The organism is Pseudalkalibacillus sp. NRS-1564, assembly GCF_050467905.1.
In the GTDB taxonomy this organism is placed as follows: Bacteria; Bacillota; Bacilli; order Bacillales; family Guptibacillaceae; genus Guptibacillus; species Guptibacillus hwajinpoensis_B.
Genome location: NZ_JBITPM010000006.1, coordinates 41122 through 65586, shown reverse-complemented (window position 1 = coordinate 65586; position 24465 = coordinate 41122). Strand labels below are relative to the sequence as shown.

General features: G+C 39.5%; 27 protein-coding genes and 2 pseudogenes. 9 read left to right on the top strand and 20 right to left on the bottom strand.

Annotated features, from left to right (window positions below; genetic code table 11):
• Positions 1-145: 145 nt before the first annotated feature.
• From ACIFPW_RS02930 to ACIFPW_RS02920, 3 genes are all read right to left on the bottom strand, one after another.
• Positions 146-1192, bottom strand: coding sequence for a M20/M25/M40 family metallo-hydrolase (locus ACIFPW_RS02930; RefSeq protein WP_430241884.1), 1047 nt, complete (start codon positions 1190-1192; stop codon positions 146-148).
• A 126-nt stretch (positions 1193-1318) separates the two neighbouring features.
• On the bottom strand, positions 1319-2275 hold the full coding sequence (locus tag ACIFPW_RS02925; protein ID WP_430241883.1) for an aminoimidazole riboside kinase: 957 nt from the start codon (positions 2273-2275) through the stop codon (positions 1319-1321).
• Positions 2276-2384: 109 nt separating this feature from the next.
• Positions 2385-3755: an aldehyde dehydrogenase gene (locus ACIFPW_RS02920; RefSeq protein ID WP_430241882.1), complete on the bottom strand. Its 1371-nt coding sequence runs from the start codon at positions 3753-3755 to the stop codon at positions 2385-2387.
• 176 nt (positions 3756-3931) lie between these two features.
• Here ACIFPW_RS02920 and speD point away from each other — a divergent pair, with 176 nt between their 5' ends.
• A complete protein-coding gene (gene speD, locus ACIFPW_RS02915) occupies positions 3932-4324 on the top strand; it encodes an adenosylmethionine decarboxylase (protein WP_194219625.1) in 393 nt (130 codons plus the stop codon).
• 42 nt (positions 4325-4366) lie between these two features.
• On the opposite strand, the pseudogene ACIFPW_RS02910 reads toward speD, so the two are convergent.
• Positions 4367-6163, bottom strand: a pseudogene (locus ACIFPW_RS02910) (terpene cyclase/mutase family protein).
• Positions 6164-6300: 137 nt separating this feature from the next.
• On the opposite strand from ACIFPW_RS02910, the gene ACIFPW_RS02905 reads away from it, so the two are divergent.
• Positions 6301-7803: a hypothetical protein gene (locus ACIFPW_RS02905; protein ID WP_430241880.1), complete on the top strand. Its 1503-nt coding sequence runs from the start codon at positions 6301-6303 to the stop codon at positions 7801-7803.
• Positions 7804-7844: 41 nt separating this feature from the next.
• Here the strand turns inward: ACIFPW_RS02905 and proC are convergent, their stop codons facing one another.
• From proC to ACIFPW_RS02880, 5 genes are all read right to left on the bottom strand, one after another.
• Entirely contained in the window at positions 7845-8639 is a 795-nt protein-coding gene (proC, locus tag ACIFPW_RS02900; protein WP_430241878.1) for a pyrroline-5-carboxylate reductase, read from the bottom strand.
• An 81-nt stretch (positions 8640-8720) separates the two neighbouring features.
• Positions 8721-10364 carry a b(o/a)3-type cytochrome-c oxidase subunit 1 gene (locus tag ACIFPW_RS02895; RefSeq protein WP_430241876.1) on the bottom strand — a complete coding sequence of 548 codons (1644 nt, stop codon included), beginning with the start codon at positions 10362-10364 and terminating at the stop codon, positions 8721-8723.
• Positions 10361-10834, bottom strand: a complete 474-nt coding sequence (locus ACIFPW_RS02890) for a cytochrome c oxidase subunit II (protein ID WP_430241875.1) — start codon at positions 10832-10834, stop codon at positions 10361-10363. Before ACIFPW_RS02890 ends, ACIFPW_RS02895 begins: the two co-directional genes overlap by 4 nt.
• Positions 10835-10849: 15 nt before the next feature.
• Positions 10850-11008 carry a cytochrome c oxidase subunit 2A gene (locus tag ACIFPW_RS02885; RefSeq protein WP_194219170.1) on the bottom strand — a complete coding sequence of 53 codons (159 nt, stop codon included), beginning with the start codon at positions 11006-11008 and terminating at the stop codon, positions 10850-10852.
• Positions 11009-11234: 226 nt separating this feature from the next.
• Positions 11235-11960, bottom strand: a complete 726-nt coding sequence (locus tag ACIFPW_RS02880; RefSeq protein WP_430241873.1) for a Crp/Fnr family transcriptional regulator — start codon at positions 11958-11960, stop codon at positions 11235-11237.
• A 176-nt stretch (positions 11961-12136) separates the two neighbouring features.
• On the opposite strand from ACIFPW_RS02880, the gene ACIFPW_RS02875 reads away from it, so the two are divergent.
• Together ACIFPW_RS02875 and ACIFPW_RS02870 are read left to right on the top strand one after the other, a co-directional pair.
• On the top strand, positions 12137-12685 hold the full coding sequence (locus tag ACIFPW_RS02875; RefSeq protein WP_430241871.1) for a molybdenum cofactor guanylyltransferase: 549 nt from the start codon (positions 12137-12139) through the stop codon (positions 12683-12685).
• A gap of 126 nt (positions 12686-12811) precedes the next feature.
• A complete protein-coding gene (locus ACIFPW_RS02870; RefSeq protein WP_430241870.1) occupies positions 12812-13948 on the top strand; it encodes a CapA family protein in 1137 nt (378 codons plus the stop codon).
• Positions 13949-13984: 36 nt separating this feature from the next.
• On the opposite strand, the gene ACIFPW_RS02865 is transcribed toward ACIFPW_RS02870, so the two are convergent.
• From ACIFPW_RS02865 to ACIFPW_RS02850, 4 genes and pseudogenes are all read right to left on the bottom strand, one after another.
• On the bottom strand, positions 13985-14332 hold the full coding sequence (locus tag ACIFPW_RS02865; protein ID WP_430241868.1) for an SDR family NAD(P)-dependent oxidoreductase: 348 nt from the start codon (positions 14330-14332) through the stop codon (positions 13985-13987).
• Positions 14314-14769: a peptidoglycan-binding domain-containing protein gene (locus ACIFPW_RS02860; RefSeq protein ID WP_430241901.1), complete on the bottom strand. Its 456-nt coding sequence runs from the start codon at positions 14767-14769 to the stop codon at positions 14314-14316. The genes ACIFPW_RS02865 and ACIFPW_RS02860 overlap by 19 nt, the downstream gene beginning before the upstream one ends.
• Before the next feature lie 21 nt (positions 14770-14790).
• A pseudogene (locus ACIFPW_RS02855) lies at positions 14791-15327 on the bottom strand (peptidoglycan recognition protein family protein); the annotation flags it as partial.
• 126 nt (positions 15328-15453) lie between these two features.
• Positions 15454-15642, bottom strand: a complete 189-nt coding sequence (locus ACIFPW_RS02850; protein ID WP_430241866.1) for a hypothetical protein — start codon at positions 15640-15642, stop codon at positions 15454-15456.
• A 94-nt stretch (positions 15643-15736) separates the two neighbouring features.
• On the opposite strand from ACIFPW_RS02850, the gene ACIFPW_RS02845 reads away from it, so the two are divergent.
• On the top strand, positions 15737-16192 hold the full coding sequence (locus ACIFPW_RS02845) for a divergent PAP2 family protein (protein ID WP_430241865.1): 456 nt from the start codon (positions 15737-15739) through the stop codon (positions 16190-16192).
• A 377-nt stretch (positions 16193-16569) separates the two neighbouring features.
• On the opposite strand, the gene ACIFPW_RS02840 is transcribed toward ACIFPW_RS02845, so the two are convergent.
• Positions 16570-16818 carry a hypothetical protein gene (locus ACIFPW_RS02840; protein WP_226614886.1) on the bottom strand — a complete coding sequence of 83 codons (249 nt, stop codon included), beginning with the start codon at positions 16816-16818 and terminating at the stop codon, positions 16570-16572.
• 297 nt (positions 16819-17115) lie between these two features.
• Between ACIFPW_RS02840 and ACIFPW_RS02835 the strand changes: the two genes are divergently transcribed.
• Positions 17116-18246, top strand: coding sequence for a DEAD/DEAH box helicase (locus ACIFPW_RS02835; RefSeq protein ID WP_430241863.1), 1131 nt, complete (start codon positions 17116-17118; stop codon positions 18244-18246).
• A gap of 62 nt (positions 18247-18308) precedes the next feature.
• Here the strand turns inward: ACIFPW_RS02835 and ACIFPW_RS02830 are convergent, their stop codons facing one another.
• Together ACIFPW_RS02830 and ACIFPW_RS02825 are read right to left on the bottom strand one after the other, a co-directional pair.
• Positions 18309-19100, bottom strand: a complete 792-nt coding sequence (locus tag ACIFPW_RS02830) for a TIGR00266 family protein (protein WP_430241861.1) — start codon at positions 19098-19100, stop codon at positions 18309-18311.
• A 111-nt stretch (positions 19101-19211) separates the two neighbouring features.
• Complete coding sequence (locus ACIFPW_RS02825) at positions 19212-19598, bottom strand: response regulator (RefSeq protein ID WP_430241859.1); 387 nt, start codon at positions 19596-19598, stop codon at positions 19212-19214.
• Positions 19599-19883: 285 nt separating this feature from the next.
• On the opposite strand from ACIFPW_RS02825, the gene ACIFPW_RS02820 reads away from it, so the two are divergent.
• Positions 19884-20012 (top strand): hypothetical protein, encoded by a 129-nt coding sequence (locus tag ACIFPW_RS02820; protein ID WP_430241858.1) that lies wholly within the window; start codon positions 19884-19886, stop codon positions 20010-20012.
• 107 nt (positions 20013-20119) lie between these two features.
• On the opposite strand, the gene ACIFPW_RS02815 is transcribed toward ACIFPW_RS02820, so the two are convergent.
• The 4 genes from ACIFPW_RS02815 to ACIFPW_RS02800 all read right to left on the bottom strand — a co-directional run bounded on the left by ACIFPW_RS02815 (position 20120) and on the right by ACIFPW_RS02800 (position 23018).
• Positions 20120-20755, bottom strand: a complete 636-nt coding sequence (locus tag ACIFPW_RS02815; RefSeq protein ID WP_430241857.1) for a YtxH domain-containing protein — start codon at positions 20753-20755, stop codon at positions 20120-20122.
• A gap of 2 nt (positions 20756-20757) precedes the next feature.
• Positions 20758-21198 carry a DUF948 domain-containing protein gene (locus ACIFPW_RS02810; RefSeq protein WP_430241855.1) on the bottom strand — a complete coding sequence of 147 codons (441 nt, stop codon included), beginning with the start codon at positions 21196-21198 and terminating at the stop codon, positions 20758-20760.
• A 94-nt stretch (positions 21199-21292) separates the two neighbouring features.
• The gene (locus ACIFPW_RS02805; protein ID WP_430241853.1) at positions 21293-21841 is read right to left on the bottom strand and encodes an HD domain-containing protein; all 549 of its coding nucleotides are present in this window, start codon (positions 21839-21841) and stop codon (positions 21293-21295) included.
• The gene (locus ACIFPW_RS02800; protein ID WP_430241851.1) at positions 21828-23018 is read right to left on the bottom strand and encodes a DUF418 domain-containing protein; all 1191 of its coding nucleotides are present in this window, start codon (positions 23016-23018) and stop codon (positions 21828-21830) included. The genes ACIFPW_RS02805 and ACIFPW_RS02800 overlap by 14 nt, the downstream gene beginning before the upstream one ends.
• Positions 23019-23303: 285 nt before the next feature.
• On the opposite strand from ACIFPW_RS02800, the gene ACIFPW_RS02795 reads away from it, so the two are divergent.
• On the top strand, positions 23304-23834 hold the full coding sequence (locus ACIFPW_RS02795; protein ID WP_430241849.1) for a sigma-70 family RNA polymerase sigma factor: 531 nt from the start codon (positions 23304-23306) through the stop codon (positions 23832-23834).
• 11 nt (positions 23835-23845) lie between these two features.
• Positions 23846-24451, top strand: a complete 606-nt coding sequence (locus tag ACIFPW_RS02790) for a hypothetical protein (RefSeq protein ID WP_430241846.1) — start codon at positions 23846-23848, stop codon at positions 24449-24451.
• The last annotated feature ends 14 nt before the right edge of the window (positions 24452-24465 follow it).

Here is a 24465-nt window from a genome sequence, read left to right as displayed (position 1 = left end):
TTACATCCCTGGCAAAGTGCGTCTATGAGTACATGAAGTTAGTTGTTGGATATCTTTCAAAATATGTCTCATCACACACACTCTCCTTTACCGTTATTTTTCACTCTGTCATCTTAGCACTATTGTCACAATTTTGTCAATATTATTATTTAATTAGTGGATTCATACTTTCTTCGCCTGTTAAATCCGCTATCATTTCCACGAGCAAATCAATTTCTTCCTGCATATCTTTTAAACTTACTGTTTCTACCGGCGCATGCATATAGCGAAGCGGAAGGGACACAAGTGATACAGGAACACCGTATCCTGTTAAACGAAGCTTATCTGCATCCGTCCCTGTCATTCTTGGTGTTAACTCATACTGAAGTTTCAAATCAAGCTTTTTAGCAGCCTTTTCAAGGAGCTGATTGATTTTTATATTGATTGGAGCGCCTTTCGCAAGAACAGGTCCACCTCCAAGATCAACCTCTGTGTGCTTTCTTGCATCAATTCCAGGATAGTCTGAAGAAAATGTAACATCACAAGCAATGGCCATTGTTGGTTGAATTCCTGCACCAGCGAAATAAGCACCACCCATGTTTGTTTCTTCATTCACTGTACTAACAGCATAAACACCTACTTTAGGGTTACGCTTGGCTACTTCACGAAGAACTTCTGCTACGATAAATGAACCAGTCCGGTTGTCTAATCCTCTTCCACTAATTCGGTCATTTAAGAGGTGCTCAACTTCTCGTTTATAGACTGCGAGGTCCCCAATTTGGACGTACTTCTCGATTTCTTCTTTTGTAGCTGCACCACAGTCAATATAGAGGTCTTCGAAATGAAACTCTTTCGCCCCTCCGTGATGTTCTGCATTGACACCAAATACACCTGTTAACTTTCCATGTGTGCCTAGAATTGTTACTTTCATGCCAATAGCAGGCTTATGACTAATTCCACCTAATTTCTCTACGCGAATAAATCCATTTTGATCAATTTGCTTCACCATAAATCCAATTTCGTCACAGTGTCCTGCAAGAAGCACTTTAAATTCTGCTTCTGGATTAAGAATTCCGATCGCATTACCTGCGTTATCCGTTTTAATGTCATCTGCAAACTCTCTTACATAGTCCATCCATTTATGCTGGATTTCCATTTCAGCTCCTGATGGAGAAGCGGTTGATAACAATTCTAATAAAAAATCACGGTTCATACGATGCACCTCCGAATAGTTTATAAGTTCCTTTTTCATTGTATCTTACAGCAAGACTTCATTCTAGTTTTGTGCAATGGCGATCTTGTACACAAAAACACCCCGCACATTAGCGGGGGTGCTTCATTATTTCGACTCTTTTAATAATATTTCTTCCACTTCTGTTTTCGTTGGAAGAGCGGTCATTGCACCCTTCGTTGCAGCTGCTAAAGCACCAGACACGCTAGCAAATTGCGTCATACGTTCAAGCTCTTCACGCGATAGATCACTAAGAGAGCCTTCATATTCATTGAAGCCGTGTAAAATGCCAGAAACAAATGCATCTCCTGCGCCTGTTGTATCAACGGCTTTAACTTTCATAGCAGGTACTCTAAGTGAGTAGTCTGGTGTGAAAACGAGACTACCTTCACCACCCATAGTAATAAAGATCACTGGAATACGATAATGAGCGAGCTTCTTAATTCCATCTTCGATCGCTTCTTCACCTGTAATGAATGTGAGCTCTTCTTCAGAAAGTTTTAGTATATCTGCCTCTGATAACATTGAAACGATCGTTTCTTTAGCTCTTTCTTCACTTTCCCATAGGCCTAGTCGTAAGTTCGGATCATAAGAAATGATTAATCCATTTTCTTTTGCTTTTTCAACCGCTACCTTAGTTGCACTTCTAGAAGGTTCACTAATCATTGAAATTGATCCAAAATGAAGGATACGGTGACGCTCGAATAAATCGTCACTTATTTCTTCTGCATGCAAAAAGCGATCGGCACTTGGGTTTATGTAAAAGTCAAAACTACGCTCTCCGTTTTCTGCATTTGTAACAAAGACAACTCCGGTTCGGGCTGACTCAGTTAGGATCATCGTTGATACATCAACACCATAATTTTTTAGCGTTTCTTGGAGAAATCGTCCGAGGACATCATCCCCAACTTTCCCTAGAAACGTGGAGTTAACACCGAGACGTGCAAGTCCAACGGATACGTTTGCAGGAGCACCACCAGGACTTTTTTGATACGTGAGATTGTCCTTGTCCAGAGGAATAAAGTCAATTAATGCTTCACCAAGACTAATAACACCTTTACTCATATCTACTTCCCCCTAAGTTAATCGAGAATAGAGCAGTGCTCAGAATCATTCGAGTACTGCTTTTCGTAATCATATCACGACACGGTAGATCACTAAAGAAAAAACCTTGTTATCCCATGATCCTTTTTATCATTTTTAGCCCGTTTTTAGCAGAGGGATAACGAAATGCAAAATCGAATTTCGTTGTTTGTTTCACAATGCTTTTCTGATGAGAAAATGCTTCAAAGCTCGCTTGACCATGATAGCTTCCAGTACCGCTTGAACCAACACCACCAAATGGTAGATAAGGTGAGACGATATGCATTAACGTGTCGTTCATACATCCGCCTCCAAAAGAAATAGAAGAAGTGATCAAATCTTGCATTTTTTCAGATTCTGAGAAAAAATAAAGAGCAAGTGGCTTTGGGCGTCTGCGTACATCATCAATCACAGTATGAATATCTGTGAATTCAAGAACAGGAAGGATCGGACCAAAGATTTCTTCTTGCATGACAGGATCTTCCCAAGACACATTATCCATAATTGTTGGGGCAATGACACGTTCCTTTTCTTTATGTTGCCCACCTATTAATACGTCACCATCATTTAGGAATTCTTTTAATCTTTGGAAATGACGATCACTTACGATGTGACCGTATTTCTGATCAGACAATGGATCTTCTCCGTAGAATTCAACCAGGACTTGAGCCATTTGTTCTAACAATGCTTTCTTTACATCACGATGAACGTATAAATAGTCTGGAGCGATACACGTTTGTCCAGCATTTGTGAATTTACCCCACATGATTCGTTTAGCAGCTAAGTTTAAATTAGCATCTTTATTTACTATGGCCGGACTCTTTCCGCCAAGTTCAAGCGTTACCGGTATAAGTTGTTTAGCCGCAGCTTCCATCACAATTTTTCCGACAGGAACACTTCCTGTGAAGAAAATATGATCAAACGATTGCTTTAATAACTCCGTACTCGTATCTACGCCACCTTCAACGACAGCAATATACTTTCGCGGAAAGACTTCTCGAATCATTTTGGCAATCACAGCAGACACTGCGGGTGTTAGTTCCGATGGCTTTAAAACGGCACAGTTCCCCGCTGCAATGGCACCAACAAGAGGGGCAATCTGCAGCTGGAATGGATAATTCCAAGGAGCAATAATTAATGTAACGCCATATGGCTCTCGATGAACATAACTTTTAGAACCAAGATGAGTGACAGGCGACTTCGCTCTCTCAGGGCTCATCCACTCCTTTAAATGCTTTAGCGTAAACTTTATTTCTTCAAGCAGAAAACCAATTTCAGTTGTATAAGCTTCCCACTCTGATTTATGAAGATCTTCCTTAAGTGCTTTTAATACTTCAGGTTCATATTCTTTAATGACTTTTCTTAATGTCTCTAGCTTTTGTTTTCTGAAAGCATACGATTTCGTTTCTCCATTATAATAATATTCTCTTTGTGTTCTTACTATTTCTTCTATCACTTCCATCGTATCATCTCCTCAGGCAAGTCTCTTTATTGTTCTTAAGTTTAAACTTTTGAACATAAGGTGTCAAATCAAGACACTCCTAATGTTTAAATATCTCATTCATAGGGGAGAAAACTGTATAAAACGATTTACTAAAATCAAAACTATAGGATGCAACCAATAAGGAGGCTATTACCATCGAAACATTAGGTCACCATATTATCGCTGAAATGTGGAACTGTAACAAAGAGAAATTAAACGATTTAGTCTATATAGAAGAAACCTTTGCTAGTGCAGCACTTGAAGCTGGAGCCGAAATTAGAGACGTAGTCTTCCACCCGTTCGAGCCCCAGGGAATTAGTGGCGCCGTTATTATTGCTGAATCCCACCTTACCATTCATAGTTTTCCTGAACACGGATATGCTTCAGTAGATGTCTATACTTGCGGGGACAAAATTGACCCTTCAGACGCAACCAATGCTATTGCAAGAGCACTTGAAGCGAAGAAGATACACACAGTAAAAATTCCTCGTGGAACTGGAGAAATCACTGTGAATGAAGTTGAAAAAAGCGGCGTCGAAGCAAAGTAGAACGATCAAGAGCGGATGCATATCGTGCATCCGCTCTTTCTTTCACTCCTGATTCAACAATTGTCTGTAATGGGCAAGGGCAAGGAGCGGCCAGATCATTTTATAACTGTGATAGTGAACGTAAAAGCCACCTGGTAATCCTGCTCCTGTTGGATAAGTGAGTTCTTTATTTTCAAAAGCGCCTTTCGTAAGATACTCTACTCCTTTATGAAGTGCATCACATTAATCTCCACAAATTGTTAAAGCATCAACTGCCCAAGCGGTTTGGGAAGGTGTACTATAGCTAAGAGAAATATACTTTTTTTGTTCATCACTTTTACATGATTCTCCCCATCCACCATCTTCCTGCTGAATCTTTTTAAGAAATTCTAAACCCTTACTGATTGTAGGAAAAGACGCACTATACCCCGCTGCCTTCAGTCCAGTTACAGCTGCCCATGTACCGTAAACATAGCAAATCCCCCACCTTCCGCACCATGAACCATCACTCTCCTGGTTGCTAACAAGCCACTTTACTCCTCTTACTACTGATGGATGATTATGTTGTAACCCAGCGAAGTTACATAGAAATTCGACAGTTCTTCCGGTAAGATCGGCTGACGAATCATCAGGAAAAGAAGATTGCGCTCCATCGATCGGTAGATCTTTCAATAGAAGAGCTTTACGGTCTGTTTCAAATGCGGGCCATCCCCCATCCTTATTTTGCATCGCAAGTATCCAGTTCACTCCTCGCTGCCAGCTGTTTGAGGAAGAAGCATGTTTCATTGCTCTTAGGGCAGCTGTCGTATCATCTACATCTGGATGAATACTGTTTCCTTCACTAAATCCCCATCCCCCAGGTATAATATTCTGTTTTGCCATCGCCCAGTCTCCAAACTTTGTTTGTTGATTTCTTCCTAAATATTTACTTGCCTTCATAATGATAGGATCAACACTTGAAAGTCCTGCTTCTTGGAGCGTATGCGTTATTAGAGCAGTATCCCAAATCGTAGAGGGAGAGTTTTGAATATGATTCTCTGACAAACACAACATCCCCTTCAAACCATCTATAGCACGTAGAATAACCGGAGACTGTTTTTCATAACCAAGGGCGAGCATGGCATAAATCATGAAAAATGTGGCAGTAGCATAATTTAATAACGTTCCATCACTTTCAATTCGCTGTAACATATATTGTTCAGCTCTCTTTCTTGCTTTGAACAACTGATTATCTGGAAATTGAACTATGGAATCCCATAATGATTTGATAGCGTCTGAAAAAACGCGTTCTTCATTTAATAAATGAGCGAGATCAGGTGTCCAGCTCGTCTTAATCGAATAGCGTAGATCCTGACATAAGATGATTGGCGCAAAATGGAGGCGGGCATATGAGCTTAAATCAAAGAAAGAAACCGGGAATGAACCAGGAATAAGCATAAATAACATCGGAAAATGGAAAAGCTGTGGCCATTCCAGATGACCATTTAATGCTAGAAAAACTTTAGTCATTGAATCCGTTCTCTCTATCCCTCCCCACTTTCGGATATACAACTCAGCTTTCTTCATCTGAGGATGCTCCCGCTTTATTTTCCCCGAATAAAGGAGGCTATGATACGCCTGAACTGTAGCCGAAAGATTCCCTTCATCATCTTCAAATAGCTTCCAATACCCGCCCCTTGACTGATTCATCAGCAAACGATGGACAAGCTGATCCACTAATGTTTCTTCTTTCAACCCAAGTGTTCTTATGAGCACAATCATAACTGCATCAGTTAGAAGACTATGAAATGAGCCATTCTTCTCCTGGTGACTTACTGCTTCTTTTACTAACTCATCTATTCTCTCATTCACCCTCTTCATATCCATAACGGTACCCCCTGAATTTAGCTACCGTATTGTATTCACGAAATCTTTTGGCGATTCAAACTAAAACCTATTGTAAATTTTTTGAAACTTGTGTAAAATTCAAACGTATGTAAGGAATAAGGAGTGATTGAATGAAAAAATTTGGGCTTCCCATACTAACTGGCCTCGTTATTTTGTTATTAATTTTTCTCCATCAGCTGTCAATTCTTCAAGAAAAACCCGACGAAGAATGGAGTAGAACAATTGCTTTAGACGTAGCAGCTGAGGATAGTGAAATGTTTGTGGAACATGAAGAAGAAGTAAGTACGCTATATTTCAGCGGCGATCCTGTGCGAAAAGTCGTCGTAAACGAACAGCTTGAAACATCCTCAGAAAATCTCGAGTATGCTATTCCTGAAGGGTACTCTTTCTATGTTGATGATAAACAAGCCATTTACAAAAAAAAGGATGAAATTATCTATGCTCGAAATGGAGAAGAGCAATCCATCCTGAATAAGATTGAAGGTATAAATGCATCAAATGATGGGGTTATAGCCTGGTCACGCCACACGGTTTACGCCATTTCTCCAGAAGGAACAATTGATTCAGAAACGAAGTTACCTCAATACATAAAAGGTGGAACCTTTGCAGAAAACGGGCAGTTATTTCTTTATGTTCAATCAGAAGATACAAATCAATTTCTAACGTTTGACCCGGGCAAAGAACCAGTTATTATTCACGAAACCCCTCTCTCGTCAGGAGAATTATACAGCAATCTCCAGATGATCCAGGTAGATGAAACCTTGACGTTTACATATACAGTTAGTGCAACAAGACAGGGAACAAGAGTGATTAACACTTACTTTGGCGAAAGTATTAGTGGAGAAGAGGCTAAAGTTAACCTCTTGAAAATCACTAATGTTGAAACAGGAGATAGCTTCCCAAGGCCTAACTATTTCTCTTTAACTAAAGTAGATGGAAAACCTCATCTGTTGTTTAGTGCAGACGGCGAAATATCTCCGAAACGTTCTGTTATAAGTATTTATGAAGCATCTCGCCAGGATGGAGAATGGGTGGCTTCTAGAAGAAGTACAAGTGAGGAACTTTCGATACGACCTGTTTCGATTACAGATCAATCGCTAGTTTGGATGGACCAAGAAGACAATGGCCTGGTTTTACATGGGGCATCTACTGATTCAACCGTAATTGAGAGCAGTAATGAAACGTCAAAAGATGATCTGAAATTCGCTCTTTATTATACATTCACAGCAATTGTAGGTATGTTCGCAATGCTAGCTTTTTCCTTTGGTTTTCTGATTCTACCGGCAGTTGCTTTAATGTACTTATATTTTGCAAATACAACTGCAGTTGAGCAGGATAAGAGCTGGGTAGAATGGACAATTGTCCTCCTTTGCGTTGGGTCCCAGATGATTTTCTTACCTTCGATTCTTGACGGCCCCTTTCAAAACCTTGCCCCTACCTATCTTACGTTTGAAGGAGCTCCATACGTCTGGCCAGTGATTATCTTCCTTGTCTCTTTCATCATCAGTCGAATAGGACAGGACCAAGAATGGACCATTCTTCAGCGTACTTCTTATCAACTAGGATTAAATCTTGGAATACTCATTTTCTTGTTAGGACCTTATATTTTATAATAATCAAAAAGAGGATGCCCGCTTTAATGGGCATCCTCTTTTTATTTCGCCTGTTCAGCCGCTTTGTCGTTTACAGCGAGAATCGCCTCATGCAGAAGCTGACTGAAATCTCCCTTTCTCAGAACATCTAGTCCTGCAGCAGTAGCCCCATCTGGTGTTGTCACTTGATCACGCAATTCTCCTGCGTCTCGCCCATCTTTAAGCATTGAAGCAGATCCATAGATCATATGCACAACAAGCTTCCTCGCTACATCAGCAGTTAATCCATAAGACGCAGCCGTTTTTTCAAGTGACTCTGCTAAGTGATAAACAAATGCTGGAGCACTTCCCGTAATTGCAGTAAGATCATGAATTTGCTTCTCAGACAACTCTTCAGACTCTCCGATAGCATCCAGAATGACCTGAAGTGCTTCACGATGATCCTCTGTAACGTGATTTCCACACGTGAATAATGAAATTGACTCACCGATATCAGCCGCTGTATTCGGCATGATCCAGGCTGTTGGACGTCCTGGAAGTGATGCTTCTAAAATAGAAGGACCTATGCCTGCAGCAACTGTAATGATAAATTGATTTGTTACTCGATCAGCTAGCTCTTTAAGAACAGCTGGATGTGCTGCTGGGGGCATTGCTAGTATGACAATATCATGTTCGGAAATGACATCCTGCCATACTCCTGTTTCAACATCATACGTTTTTCTCAAATCATCCAATTTCTTCTGATCAGATTGATTCGTTACCGTAATTGTCCCCATATTTCCAGACTGTTTAAGTCCTGAGAAAATAGCCTCAGCCATGCGCCCAGCACCAATAAACAAGATATTAGACTTTTTCAATTATACCCCTCCTCTTTTCCAACTTAACTATACCAAACTGATGTACAATAGAAAAACGCCGGATTATAACCGGCGCTTTGATTACCAAAATTTAAACCCAGGAGACCCGGGTGGTGCATGTTCAATCATATGAACGACCGGTACTGTATAAGCCACAAGTATGAGTATTGTCGCAATGCTAAGCCATAGTCGCCAGTTTTCCAAAATAGCAGGCGTTTTCTCTGCATCTTCTGCCACTTCTCCAATCGGAAAATCTTCTTTTCCTTTTGGTGCAAAAAACGTGAGGTTCACAATAATGTAAACTAACAGCAAAATGGCAAGAAACAGGATTGATCCACCAACGGCCATCGTCACTTCATATGGAATCCACCCTAATGCATCAGGGTTATCCCGATAAGTCGTATAAGCTGTTCTCCTCGGTGCACCAAGTAAACCCACTGTATGCATGGCTCCTGACATAAAAAACATGCCAATCGCCCACAAAATTGTTTGCAAATTCGCAATGCTGTGCATTTTCCCCGTCAATACTCTTCCAGTAAGATGAGGAATTAGCCAGTAAGCAATGCCAAAGAAAGTAAGAGCCACACTTGAGGCAACGGTAAGGTGGAAATGCCCAGTTACCCAAAGCGTGTTATGCACAATCTGGTTCATTTGGTTACTTGCATTAATGATCCCACCAGCACCAGCTGGAATGAAAATCAACATTCCGACCATGGGCGCAAAGAACCGCGCATCTCTCCATGGTAATACTCTGAACCATCCAAAGAGGCCCTTTGCCCCTTTGCGACGACCAGCGATTTCAAAAGAAGCGAATAGTGAGAAGGCCGTCATGAGTGAAGGAACAATAACCATAAACGTTAACACAACCTGTAGAAATTTCCAAAAAGGAGAAATGCCAGATTCGAGTAACTGATGATGAAATCCTACCGGTATCGAAAATAGCAAGAAAAGGACGAAAGACAAACGTGCTAAAGAATCACTGAAAATTTTACCACCTATAATTTCGGGTATAATAACGTACCAACAGACGTAGGCAGGTAATAACCAAAAATAAACGAGTGGATGACCAAAATACCAGAAAAGCGTACGACTTAGAAGAATATTAATTTCATCCACCCAACCGAATGACCAGGGAATAAACTGAAAGATAACTGAAACAGCAACACCAATCGTAGCGACAAACCACAGCACCATCGTCATCACAGCCATAAAGCTAAATAATGGAGATAGCTTCTCATGAGAAACTTTTTTCCAAATGTAGTACTGATGACACATCGCACCGCCCGCTAACCATGTTCCGATAATAAACAACGTTAATCCAATATAAAACCATGGAGACGCTTTTAACGGGGCATAGAAAGTATACAGAACCGTTCCCTCATTTAATAAAACCATAACAGTTGTAAGAACCGTTCCAATCGTCATTATGATATATCCCAGCCACGCCATACGGTATGGTTGGTCATAGAACTTCCCCATTGTTCTGCTCATGCCGGCATAAAAGAACCCAATAATAAAATAAGTTGTAAAAATAAGTGCGAGTAAGATCCCGTGTGCAGTTAAAAGCTGATAATATCCTATTCCTGCTGGTAACTGAATTGTTCCACTTCTTACTAACGTTTGTAGTAATCCTGCAATACCACCTAATAGAACAGCTACAAAGGCAATTAACAAATGAGCCATACTGAGCTTTGCATCATTTCGATCTACTATAGAATGACTCATTTTGTCACCTCCAGAGGTACACCCATTGCCTGATGTCCTACCCCGCAATATTCATTACATAAAATCAGGAATTGTCCTGCCTCATCAAACGTATGTGTAATGGTATTCACGTGCCCAGGAGTAATCATCATATTGACATTCGTCTTTGGGATTTGAAATCCATGAACAACGTCTTTACTAGTAACTTTAAAATGAACGGTAGCCCCTTCAGGTATTTTCAGCTCATCATTTGATTGGAAGGTGAAGGCTTGAGCAACTAAAACCGCTTCATATTCATTCTCACCTATTTTCTTTAAACCAGGTTGATCAAATGGCGCAGTTACATCTACTTTTGTTGGATCAAGAATTTCGTTATCACTCGGTGGCGTATGCCCCATTGCGAAAGCGTTCACACCAATGACTAAAAGAAAAAGAATAAGTGTCCCGCTTCCAATCATAAGCCAAAGTCTTTCTAATTTGTGCATGTGCATCTCTTTTCCCCCTTTCTAAAGACGAACCATATATAGCCAGTAAACCCCAAACCAGGATAATAGAATAAAGCCACCAAGTAACATTACTGCGACCATCGTCCCTTTCAGGTTTGGTCCTCCCTTATTTATTACAACTTTTCTGGCTGTTTCTTTCTTCTCCTCAAGAGCCCCCATCACTCATCCTCCTTTATACTTCACTATAGGTTTATTGTATGAGAATACACATTCCTAATCTGTGACTAAACTCACTAAACAAGAGAACATTCACGAGTTAGCTAATATATCTGAATTTAGCCAATATTTATCGATTTTGGCGAGTATCCTCTTCCACAACCTCCGCACGCCATCACGATCAAGACAAAAAAAGAGTTCAGGATTAAAACTCCTGAACTCTCACGCCTTATAACCTGCATATGTTTTTTGGACAGCCTTCGCAATGACATATGGCTTTCAATTTATCGAGATCTTCAATCAGGATTGCTCCCCCATCATAGGCTATAATCTCATCTTTCTTAAGCTGGTTGAGCATTCGATTAACCGTTTCTCGAGTTGCTCCAATCAAGTCTGCAAGCTCCGCATTTGTAAACTTCGTAGTCATACGAATACTTGATCCTTCTTCAAACCCATAAGTATTGGCGATTCTAATCAAAGTTGAAGCGAGTGCTCCATGCTTTCCGAAGAACATCAAATCGCGTAATTTTGTTTGGGTAAAACGCTGCATATAGCCCATCCATTTCATAAACTCAATGGCAAGATCCCCATTTTGCCATAAAATTGTTTCAAGATCTTTCTGCTGGATGATACCTAGACTACAATCCGTCATGGCTTCTGCACTAAAGCTATTCTGCACATGACTATCATCATGGAATTCTCCGAACAGATCTCCTGCTTGAAAATGATAGAGTACAAGATCTTTACCCTCATCAGAACTCTTCGTAAGTTTTACTGCTCCGCTTTTCAAATAATATATATGATTCGATTCATTGCCTTCCCAATAAATCGTTTCTCCACGCTTAACCTGTTGTTCATACATTAATTCTGCTAATTTAATAAAATTACCCTTTGAAAATGACTGTGTATTGTATCCGCCTTTATTCATAGTGGAGATGGGACAAGTAACTTTCATGATTTTCGCCTCCTATATTGTTTCTCTTAGCATCATTATAAGAGTTCCACTCCACTCTAAGTGTGATATACATCACACCTCAATCATTTTTCTCTTGAAAATGTGACATTGTTTACAGCCTAGTTTTCCTCAACCATATTACATTTAAGGTAACAAAAAATTGGAAGGTGATGAGCATGCTAACAGGAATCATTTTAGCCGGAGGACGTAATGATTATGTAAACGGTCACCATAGATCCCTTCTACTACATCATAATGAGCCAATCATCTTATGTCAGATCAAAAAAATGAGTCAAATTGCAGATGAGGTCATTATCGTTACAAATACTCCTAGAGAGTTACTACCACACGTCCCAACAAATATTCGCATCATTACGGACTTTTATCCAAATAGGGGACCTATAGGAGGATTGCATGCCGGACTATCTCTCGCTAGAACAGAAATAGCATGGGTTATTGAAGTAGACACACTTTCCATTTCAACATCTATAACAAGTAAACTAATTAAAAACGTATTGCGTTATCATGCAGATGGCGCAATTCCATTGGTAGATGGGACACTTAAACCTCTACAGGGCGTCTATAGGACAAGTACAAAAGCAACCTTAACGAAGTTACTTCAACAAGAAAATACCACTCTGTCTACTTTTCTAGAAAACATTCACACCGTTTCAGTGAGCTCTAATTCAAACTATAAAATCCGACCACATCATACGCCCCAATAGACATGGTGAATTCACCATGTCTATCCTTTTGATAGGAACATGCTTTTCTCATCAAAAGGTGATAATATAACGGTGATGCAAACTAATTTCATATTAATAATATACATATGGATATGGGTGAACTTAATGAAAAAAACATCCGTTATTGTTGGAATACTTTTCTTTATTGTGGCTGGTCTCATAGTTGTGCTTTCTACACAAAATGAAACTGAACCTCAGCAGCCGTCTGAGCTGCTCACGACCTATCGGAACATCTCTCAACAAACTGAGGAGAATACAGCTATTCAGAATGCTTCCTTAACGCTTTCGGCGGTGGGAGATATACTCATTCACGACCGAGTTTATGAAAAGGCAGTAGTAGGCAATGGATTTAACTTTAATCCAATGCTTGAAGATGTTCAAAACCAATTAAAGAAAGCTGATATTACGATCGCCAATCAAGAAACCGTCATCGGCGGGACATCAATCGGCCTTTCATCTTATCCTTCTTTTAATAGTCCAACAGAAGTTGGGGACGCACTTAAAAATTCCGGAGTAGATATTGTATCGATGGCGAATAACCATACTTTAGACCGAGGAGAAAAAGCCATCCAAAATGCGATTAAACATTGGAACAAAATCGGCGTTCTTTATACAGGAAGTTATGTTTCAAAAAAAGATCGCACTATCATTAGAACGATTGAACATAATGGGATAACGCTGGCTTTTCTCTCCTATACTTACGGAACCAATGGCCTCCGCCCTCCTGGAAATAAACCTTATCTCGTGAACTACATTGATAAACAACTCATAACTCAAGATATTCAAAAAGCCAAAAAGGTAGCGGATGGGGTAGTTGTAAGCTTACACTTTGGAAATGAATATGAACGCTATCCAAACAATAACCAGCTAGAACTTAGTGCTTATGTAGCTGAAGCGGGAGCAAACCTGATTTTAGGTCATCACCCCCACGTTCTCCAGCCGTTAGAATGGATTGAAACAAACGACAAGCGCAATGTATTGGTTGCCTATTCACTAGGTAATTTTTGGTCAGGTCAAAAAGGGGATTACAAAGATATCGGAGGCATTCTTGAGGTTCAATTCGTCAAAAAGAATTTCCGAGGAAACTCTATGCTCTCAATCACTTCCCCAGCATTTACACCGACTTATGTAGATAATGAGTATAAAGTCCACCCGCTAAGTGAAGTAAAACCTGATTTATTAAATGAAATGAATCTTCATATGAAGCAGTGGATGCCAGATTTACAGGTTCCAAAACCATAAGAAAAAAGCCCGTTATCAACGATAACGGCCTTTTTTCTACGATAGGGTATACCCACCATCAACAACAAGATTATGACCATTAATATAACTTGCGTCCTCACTTGATAGAAAGTAAACCACTTTTACGATTTCAAGAGGCGTTCCAAATGACCCTCTAGGATGTTGTTTATAGGCTTTCTGAAACCCATCCTCTGTGCCATATAACTTCCGAGGAAGAGGGGTATCAATTGGTCCTGGCGAAATAACGTTCACACGTATTTTCCGCTTCGCATAACGACTTGCCAATGATTTCGATAGTGAGACGATACCTGCCTCTGTTGCATTGTAAGCTGGAAGAGCTGCGTTGGAGGTTCTCAATGCGCTACTTAAAAAAGCATATTCCATGTATCTGGACCAACAATCCCATCTACTGATAATCCCTTTCTTTTCTGATAAGCTCTTACAGCCTTTTCAGTTGCGGGTCCAAAGATACCATCGGGATTCACATTAACCGCTCGTTGAACGGCCTCTACATCTTTGCCACGATCGCCATTCATCACATATCGACCAGGATAAGGTCTTACTGGAGCATTCATAGCGAATCCACCTTTTGGAGCTCGCTTCAAAGCAGCAAGTGTTTTCGGACCAACAATCCCATCTTCCACTAGACCTGTTAATCGCTGAAATTTCTCAACTGCTTCCTGCGTCTCTCTTCCAAAAATGCCGTCCGCCCCAAATTCACGCAGGTCCATTCCTACACGAATGAGAAGGTCTTGAATTCTCTCAACTTCTTTCCCACGATCACCTGCACTAACAATAAGTGTGCTAGTAGTAGATTTCACCTTCCCAGGGCTACTTAATTCTTTAAAGTTTTTCCAAACGCCTGTTACATCTTCAATAAAAGTCGACCATGTAATTCCATAGCGATTTAATGCATTCTCAGGGTCTGTTCTACGTGTTGGATCAAGTGTTGAGTGGGCAACTATATCTGATTCAGGATCGAGTTTATATTTATCACATAAATAAGCATGGTACCAAACATAGCGGTCATATGCCTCTATAAAGGATATACCTCCTCCCCAACAAAGTTCCACACCGATCGCTTTATCGTTCGCATCTCCGTTATAAAGGAGATTGTCCTTTTCCGTTACATAACGTACATGCCATGCTTTTTCAGTTAATGGAATGATTTCAAGAATAATCGAATCATCAATAAACGTATGAGCAGACGCTGAGATAATATTTTTAGCAAAATAGGCTCGATTTACGTATGCCGTTGAACCTGGATTACCTGTATCATGAGCGACTATAAAGCTAATTCCATCATTTTTTTCTTTTGGTCTGGACTTACCTTTATCGATATAATCTCTAGTAATTGTATATTTTGAATTACTTGCCATTATTTCACTCTCCCTTTCTTTACTTCCCCCCTCCTCTCTAATATCCATCATATGTAAACAATTCTTATCTGGCTCGCTTCTTTGTGTCTTATCAAATAAAATTAGTCAGGTGCTGAGTAGCCCTGACTAATTAATTGATTCTTCGTTATCAACTAGACAATCATTCATAAACCCTTCCCAATCACTAAATTGATAAAGAGTCGGAGTGAGCACCAATTTTTCTAATATCCCTGCATATGTTTCTTTGTTGTTATCATCTATTAACGGTGATAGAGCTGTTCGAATCATTTCTGCTTCTCTACGCGTTATGTTCATATGAAGTCCTCCTTTCGCCTTTTTACATAATTTCTCCGATAGACGTCATAATCATGTGCTTTTTTTGCCAGAATAACGATGAGGTGAACACGAAATGAACCAGGGAATGAATACAGCTTTATCAGCGATCATGCTAGCACAAGGATTAAAAATAGTAACACATAAAGCGAAATCGGGAAATTGGGATTGGCGCCCTTTCTTTCAAACGGGAGGAATGCCAAGTTCTCATTCTGCAGGTGTATCTGCTTTAGCTACTTACACAGCATTAAAAACAGGAAAAAGCTCTGTCGAAACAGCACTAGCTGTCGTATTTGGAGTGATCGTCATGTATGATGCACAGGGCATTCGACGACATACGGGCGAGATCGCTCGATTGGTCAATGACCTAGATGAAGACATCGAACTATTATCGGGGCACTATCCTGATTTATTTCACGCGAGACGAGATGTTGAACTAAATGAACTTCTAGGTCATCAGCCTGCTGAAGTGGCCGGTGGTGCTTTGCTAGGGATTGCCCTTGGCTTAATAGGTTATTTCTCAAGGAAATAATTAACAAATAAAAAGTTGACAATCCTTCTCAAGCGTGTATAATGTGTAGTTGGGGTAACAAAAACCCGATATTAACAACTAGCTCCTTTAAAATAAGGAGAACTAAAATTCATAACTGGAAAGGTATGAACAGCATGATTCTAATTGGCTTGTATCAAGTTAATGGCCATACTACAATTGCTGTTGATCCTCCTCACTCACACTGGCGCGGCTTCGGAGCCGTAAGGATGGAAGAGAGGTAGGGCTTTCGTTGTTTGAGAGATCAACAGATCTCTATGGTATGTTTACCGCGGCAATGAAGGAGTTACTGTTAATAAATAACGATCGTTATATAAAACGTAGAAAGAGCGCATCTAAGCGATGCGCTCTTTATCAATTTATAGAGAGTTGCCTTCATCTTTTCTAACAATGATGTCAGCAATCACGCCTCCAGTATAGAGGATGGATGAAATAATTCCGCTAACACCAAATGCACCTAATGCGATAATCCAGCGCATTGGATAAGGTTCTTCAATAGTTGAATAATTTGGTAAGTTTTCTCCTAGGGTAATACCAATGAATATAGCGGCCACAATACCTGCTAGTAATGTGTATACTGACATCTTTCTAAGTAAATATCCGTTCACATTCATTACCTCCTTCTCTCCTAATCATTCCCTCTAAATAAGCAACAAAACATGAAAGGAACCTGATCAATAGTGAATTAGTGGACTAGTCATTATTTATTTCCTGGTGTTTATTGTGGTAAAACCAAAGAGCTAGGTAAAGAGAGAAAGTATTGAACAACGGCTACTATGTTAAAATAAGATGAAACACTACAAAAGCGCACCAATCATGAAAGTGTTAAAGACATAAAGTACTGATACGACATTTAACAGAAGCCCCCTGTGGCCAACTGTATACGAAAATAAAGGAGTAACGATATGACAATGTTTGATCAACACCCTTTTCTTTCTGAAAACTGGCAAGCTGCCGGCTTTAGTAATTTCTCAATGGTTCAAGAACAAGCCATTCCTCGGATCTTGAACGGAGAAGACTTACTAGTTGAAGCTCCAACCGGCACTGGAAAAACACTTGCTTACCTTTTACCGATTATGCAAATGCTTGATCCAAATAAAAAAAATACACAGGCCATTATTCTTGCTCCTACGCGAGAACTCGCCATGCAGGTTTTTGAAGTTTCTCAACAATTCCTAAAGGGCAGTAACATGACAGCTGCTTCAATGATTGGGGGAGCTGCTATTAAACGACAGTTAGACAAGCTTAAGAAGCACCCCCAGCTTATCGTTGGTACACCCAATAGAATTGCCGAGCTAATTGATATGAAGAAATTGAAAATGAACGAAGTAAGAACCCTTGTAGCTGATGAAGCCGATCAAGTGTTACATCCGTCTACCTTTGAAGATGTCTCCTATATTTGTCAATCTGCGCTTAGAGATTGTCAGCTCCTTTTCTTCTCTGCCACGCTCAGTGATAAAGTGCTTTTGCAGGCAAAGAAACTATCTGATAATCCATCCGTCTTAAGCATCAAAGCTACAGCAGAAGACAAAAAAGCGATTGACCACAGTTACTATGTGACAAATCGACGAGAGAAGCCAGAATTACTGCGGAAGCTAGCTCGTAAAGACGGTGTAAAAGCGCTAGCCTTTGTTAACAACAGTAACTACCTCTCTCGATTGAAAGACATTCTTGCAACTAAGAAAATTTCATTCGATGTATTAGATAGTTCGACAAATAAAACGGAAAGAAAGAATGTATTAAATCGTTTCCGTAATGACCAAATCCAATTGCTTTTAACAACTGACCTTGCTGCAAGAGGACTAGACATCGATAATATTACTCATGTTTTCCACTATGATTTATCTGAAGATGCAAGAACATACCTGCATCGCTCAGGACGGACAGGACGCATGGGGAAAGAGGGTTCAGTTGTTACGCTATTACTCCCTGGTGAAGAAAAGTATCTTGAGAAAATCACCCAAAAGCTAGATCTTGAACTCACTAGAAAGAACGTGCCAAGACCATCTACTACTAAATCTCGTAAGCGTCATTAAGTAAAATACAAAAAGCTGCCTTTCATCGATAATTATTGATGAAAGGCAGCTTTTTGGTTCTATTAATCCCCATTAAACATATCGAAAAGACCTCTTGCCATACTTCCCTCGCCCTTACTTCCACCTGGCGTTTGAGGCATAGCTGCAAATACTCTGCTTGCAAGACGACTAAACGGAAGTGACTGCACCCATACAGTTCCAGGCCCTTTAAGCGTTACAAAAAACAGCCCTTCTCCACCAAATAAAGCTGTCTTTACTCCTTTAACAAACTCGATATTGTAATCCACCTCTCCAGTCATCGCCACTAAACAACCCGTATCTAGACGAAGCGTTTCCCCAATTTGAAGCTCCTTTTTGTGGATCGTTCCTCCAGCATGGACAAAAGCCATACCATCTCCCTCTAGCTTCTGCATGATGAACCCTTCTCCTCCAAAGAAACCAGTGCCTAATTTCTTCTGAAGCTCGATACCTACTGATACGCCTTTTGCTGCAGCTAGAAAAGCATCCTTTTGACAAATAATCTTCTTATCCCATTCACTTAAATCCATGGGGATAATTTTCCCAGGATAAGGTGAAGCAAAAGATACATGCTTTTTCTCTTTTCCTTCATTTGTAAAAGCCGTCATAAACAAACTCTCGCCAGTTAAAACACGCTTACCTGCACTAAATAATTTCCCCATTATCCCGCTTTGTTGACCACTTCCATCGCCAAAAATAGTCTCCATTTCAATATGATCTTCCATCATCATAAGGCTCCCTGCTTCAGCAATAACAGTTTCCCCTGGATCTAGTTCAACTTCTACAAACTGCATATCATCCCCATATAGTTTAAAATCTATTTCGTGGTTGTTCATTCACAGCTCTCCCTTTTATCATTGTGATAGCTATACGTTCTAACATAATGAAAGGTTTCGACTTCCTTACAGTAAAAAACCTGCTCCATAGGGAGACAGGCTTTTCACTCTTTACTTCGTACGGGCCATTTCTTTTTCATCCAGCGGGGATACGCGTTTTACTGTTCGGCAAACTTCTTCTATATCAAATGGTTTAGCAAAATGAGTGATTGCTCCTAGTTTCATAAATTCTTGCACGAGCTGTAATTCACCGTATGCAGTCATAAAAATAACCTGAACTTTTTCATCAAACTTCTTTAACGATTTAAATACTTCTAATCCATCCATACCGGGCATTTTCAAATCGAGGATTACGAGATCAGGACATTCCTGCTTAAAAAGCTCAATTGCCGTCAAACCGTTCGCAGCTTGAAGTGTTTGATACCCTTCTTTCTTAAATAGCTCACCTAATAACACTCGAATGCCATACTGGTCGTCCACAATTAATATCTTCTTCATCGTATGCCCACCTTTTTTTGCGATATAGTCTCAGATCATGTGACTCCCTATCATTATTGTGCACCATCTAAAACCGATTGAAAATAACTTCGTCGAAACTAGTCACGAGATTACAAATCTCGCACATTTTCGCCCTATTGAACGTTCATTATTAAGAAATGTAAGCGCATTATAGAAGACGCACGTTCTTTTTTACCATTTTACAACTTTTTACTGAATTTTCGTTTTATTTTATGAGACAGGGGAAGAGTTTACTAGAACAAATTTAGGAGGGTATATTAAACCATGACTGGTCCTACAATCCAGACGATTAAAGAAATTGAGAACAAAGCTATGAAAGATCAGCGAGAGGCTTCAGAAGCAAGAAATGTGGTAAGAGAAGCAACGAAAGTGAATTCAATCCATCCCTCATAGACCATAAGTTAACTATAAAGCAAGAAAAGCAGATAGGCGCATAGGCGCCTATCTGCTTTTCTACATCAATGAAACAACCGCCGTTTGGCGGTTATTCATTATTTATTTTATTTACGCTTGCGATAAGTTCTCTTCAGTTCCATTTCGGCTGCTTCGTCTAACGTTTCAGGGTTGTCTGGATCTCTTTCAAGAGTTCTTTCTACATCACGTTCAATCACATCATCAAACGTTTCAGCACCTTCTGTTTCGACGATTATCTTTTCGACATCGCGATTAACAACTGTAGACATTGGAACTTCCGACTCGTCTAACTCTGCTGCTCGCTTGATTGAATAACCGCTTACTAATGCTTCTTCCTCTGCAGCAGGTGTTTCTTTCTCACCTTTGCGATTCTTCACTTTGTCCACAATGTCATTTGATTTAGTTTTGACGGATTGAGCAAAAGCGCTCGATTTATTTTTCATGTTACCTGATACTTCTACACTTTTATCTTTTGCCTTTGTCACACTATCACTAATATCATTTCTAAGCTCTTTTCCAGCCTTTGGTGCAAGCAGAACACCAGCTGCCGCTCCTACCATACTACCTGCTATGGCCGCTATTGCCGGACCTTTAAACTGACTTTCTGACTTCACTGGATCTGTTCGATCAATACGAATCACTTCTCTAGTTGAGGATGAATATCCTTCTGGTGCTGGCTCACGTTCAACCTTCACCTCATGGTTTGGTTTTGAATCTTTCATCGTTATCCTTCCTCCTTAACAGATTGAATGTTTGATTTCTTAAATCGATACTTTTCCCACATTGTCAGAGCAGTACTTCCCCAATTCGCCGCCTCCGCAGCTTTTCCCTGCTTCGACTCAACACCTTTTTCAACAGAGTGGCTTAGCTTAGAAAAAGAACGTGATAAATTTTGAAGAGAAGCTCCTGTTTCTTTAACTGACTCAAACACTGGTGAGAATTGACCAACCTTTGATTGAACCTCATCAGCAAGTTCATTTGTTTTATGCAACATCATTGTGGTTTCTTTCGACAATCCATTGATCTGCCCTTGTAAAGAATCGATCATTTCTGCTGTGTTAGAAAGAGTTTTTTCAGTAGATTTTAACACTTTAATTAAAAATACACTTAATACTGCGAACACGATTGCGATAATAGCTACTGCTACATAAAGTATAATTTCCATTACGATGCCTCCTACTTCTATTTGAATATAATTACCAATACCCTAGAGTAGGAAATATAATCATAAAATTAACGAGCCATAAAATAGCTCAATACTAAAACACTTCTTCAATCGTTATTTTTAGCCTACTAAACAAAGGAAAGTGAGCCTCTTGAGGTGAGAGGCCTTCTAGTAAACTATTGTAAATCGACTCATAATACCACTTTTGCTTTTCTCGACCACGGTTAAACCTCTGCCAAATTTGTTCTCCTACTTGATCATAATCTTGTTTGATTGTCGTTAAGTTGTGAAGTTTATCAGCACAAGTAATTTGTTTTACTGAAAATGGCGCCTGCTTCATCTTTTCAATCGTATGTTCTTTTCTTTTTTCCCATTCTAAATGCTTATCAGGTTCAGAACACGCTGCTACTAAATTCGCCACAACTTGACCAAACTCTTCGTTCAACATCTCATACGTCATTGATGTATCCTCTATCACATCGTGAAGAATTCCTGCTGCAATCGTTTCTTCAGAAGCTCCTGATTCCATTAAATAGAATCCAACTGTTATTGGGTGAGAAAGGTAAGGGAGCGTTGATTCTTTCCTATATTGGCCATCATGAGCCAACGCTGCTATTTCGACTGCTTTCTCAATGATTTTCATATACAATTCCTTCTTTCTGATCACGTTTTAACGGGAATCGCCTTTGATAAGTCACCATTCTCCAAATCCATTCGATTGGTCCATACTTAAATTTAGATAGCCAGACTCTACTGAATCCGATTTGTATAAGGAAAATACAAATTAATAAAAGAACCCCGGTGCTTACTTCTGTTTCTCCATAAAAACCCAATCCATAATTGTAGTAAATAAGCGTACTAACAATAGATTGCATTAAATAATTCGTAAGAGCCATTTTCCCTACCCATTCAAGCGCTTTAAGACTTCTTCCTGAATAATAAATTAACGAGATAGCCGCCATATAAAAGAGTGAAACAAGTGGTCCGCCGAGACTATCCTGAAGATGGGAAAAGGCGTAAGATTCAAAAACAAAAGGCGTTAACTTCACCAAGAATCCTAGTGAGCCGATAACTAGTAACTTTTTCACTAATGATAGCTGATTGCGATGCCCATTGAGCCATCCTTCTTTCGCAAAAGCTGCCCCTATTAGAAAATAAGGAAAAATAGAAAATAAAAGAAAAACGCCACTTACTCCTCCATTTACATAATACCAATCGCTTACTCGTTCATTTAAAATCTCAATATAGCTTCCTGAACCATACACCAGAATCGAATTTCTTATCGCTTCTGGGTCATGCGATGTTAAGTCAGCCGTACTAAACGGTAGCAACAAGAGAAAGAATATGACGGCATAAAACAACCATAATCCCAGACCTATTTGCAATAGTCGTTTCCCTTCCATTCGGATAAAGAAAAGTAGCAATAATCCACATAGACTATACGTAAATAGAATATCTCCATGCCAAATGGCAACAAAATGAAAGATTCCAATGATAAATAGGAATAGCAAGCGTCTTAGCATTATAGGAAGAAATCTAGAGCCACGTGATGTTACTCGGTTTTGTAGAATAATAAAACCATACCCAAACAAGAAAGAAAACAACGGGTAGAAACTGGCTTGTGCAAAAAAATCAATGAGGTTCATGAAAAGCTGATTCCATTGATCACCCCAGTAGTTTATTTTATCAACGTACATCCATGGAGAATGAAAATCGACCATGTTAACAAAAAAAATACCAAGCAAAGCAAAACCACGCATGGCATCAATTGATTGAATTCGATCACTTGCACTTGTAGGAATTAGGGCTGCATTCTTCATTTCATTCATCCTTTACTTGAGTCTTTTTCCTCTCAGAAATCGTTCCACATCATCACAGCGTTCTCCTTCTTTTGACTCATCTTATCAGATATTAGAAGGATGACCAGCATGAATTCCTATTCTCAAATAAGACATTTTGAATATAATTCAAGGAAAATCTACCCAGTTTACATCAAACTATTCTATAATAAACACACACACAAATTATGGAAAACTTACTATATGAAACCCTTCGCGCATGCAGATCGTCTTTTGTTTGAAGGGCCGAAGGAGGAAGGCGCAACCTTGGGGAACAAAGAATCAACAGAATATCTTGACCTTACCAATAAGGAAGCGGTCCTTGAAATGATAATGGATGAATACGGTGAAAGTGTTGTTTGGCTTGCTTTCAGTTATTTAAAAGACAAAGAAAAAGCGGAAGATGTTGCACAAGAAGTCTTTATTGCCTGCTATACAAAATTAGATACCTTTAATATGGAAGCCTCACTCAAATCCTGGGTATTAACTATAACTGCGAATAAATGTAAAGACGTACTCAAAAGCTGGTCTTATCGAAATATTGTGTTTGCCCAATCCTTATTAAATACATTTAAACATAGCAACTCTGAACCTGACATGGCCTTAATTGGGTCAGAAGAAAATAAAGAACTTATTACAAATGTCCTTAAACTTCCAGCCAAATATCGAGAAGTCATTTTTCTTCATTACTTTGAGGATTTAAAGGTTCAAGAAATCAGTGATTTGTTATCAATTAAAGAAAATTCGGTTAAAACAAGATTACGTCGTGCCAGGATGCTACTTAAAGAAATGTACTAAGGAGGGTGACAATGGACAAACGATTGAAAGACCTTCGTTCGCGAATGATCGATACAAAAGCTGTCACCTTCGATCATACTCATAAAGATCATATTCGAAGAAGGATTAAGGAAACATCCATTTCTAGATTCAATCTGATAAAATCTCTACAAAACCTTTTTCCTATTGCGCTAACCTACCTTACTCTTCTTTTCCTAGTAGTTAGTACTGGACTATTTGCAGCATCTGAAGTTGGTCTTTTACCTAAGAATAGTTCTGTTAGTGTTAGTGAACATTCTCTTACAAAAGAAATGTTATATGAAAATGTCCTAGCCTCTACAGAAATGATTGATATACAGAAGGATCAGGAAAAAGTTCGCTCTATTGCCCATTCGTACTTAGAAAATCAGCGTAACTGGAAAATCACCAATCATAGCGCTACCTATGGAACTCATTCCACTGTTCTTGTTCAAGGTAAAATCACAGAAGGACATTTTGACAAGATGACTTTTAGTATCTGGATTGAACCAGAAACCGGTCTTCCATTAAACTTTGTGATTCGCAATCAAGAAAGTAGTGTTCTTGAACAATTTAAACTACTTGACGAAACACTCGCCCATGCTGAGCGGCAAAATTAAAGGCTCCCGTTTTA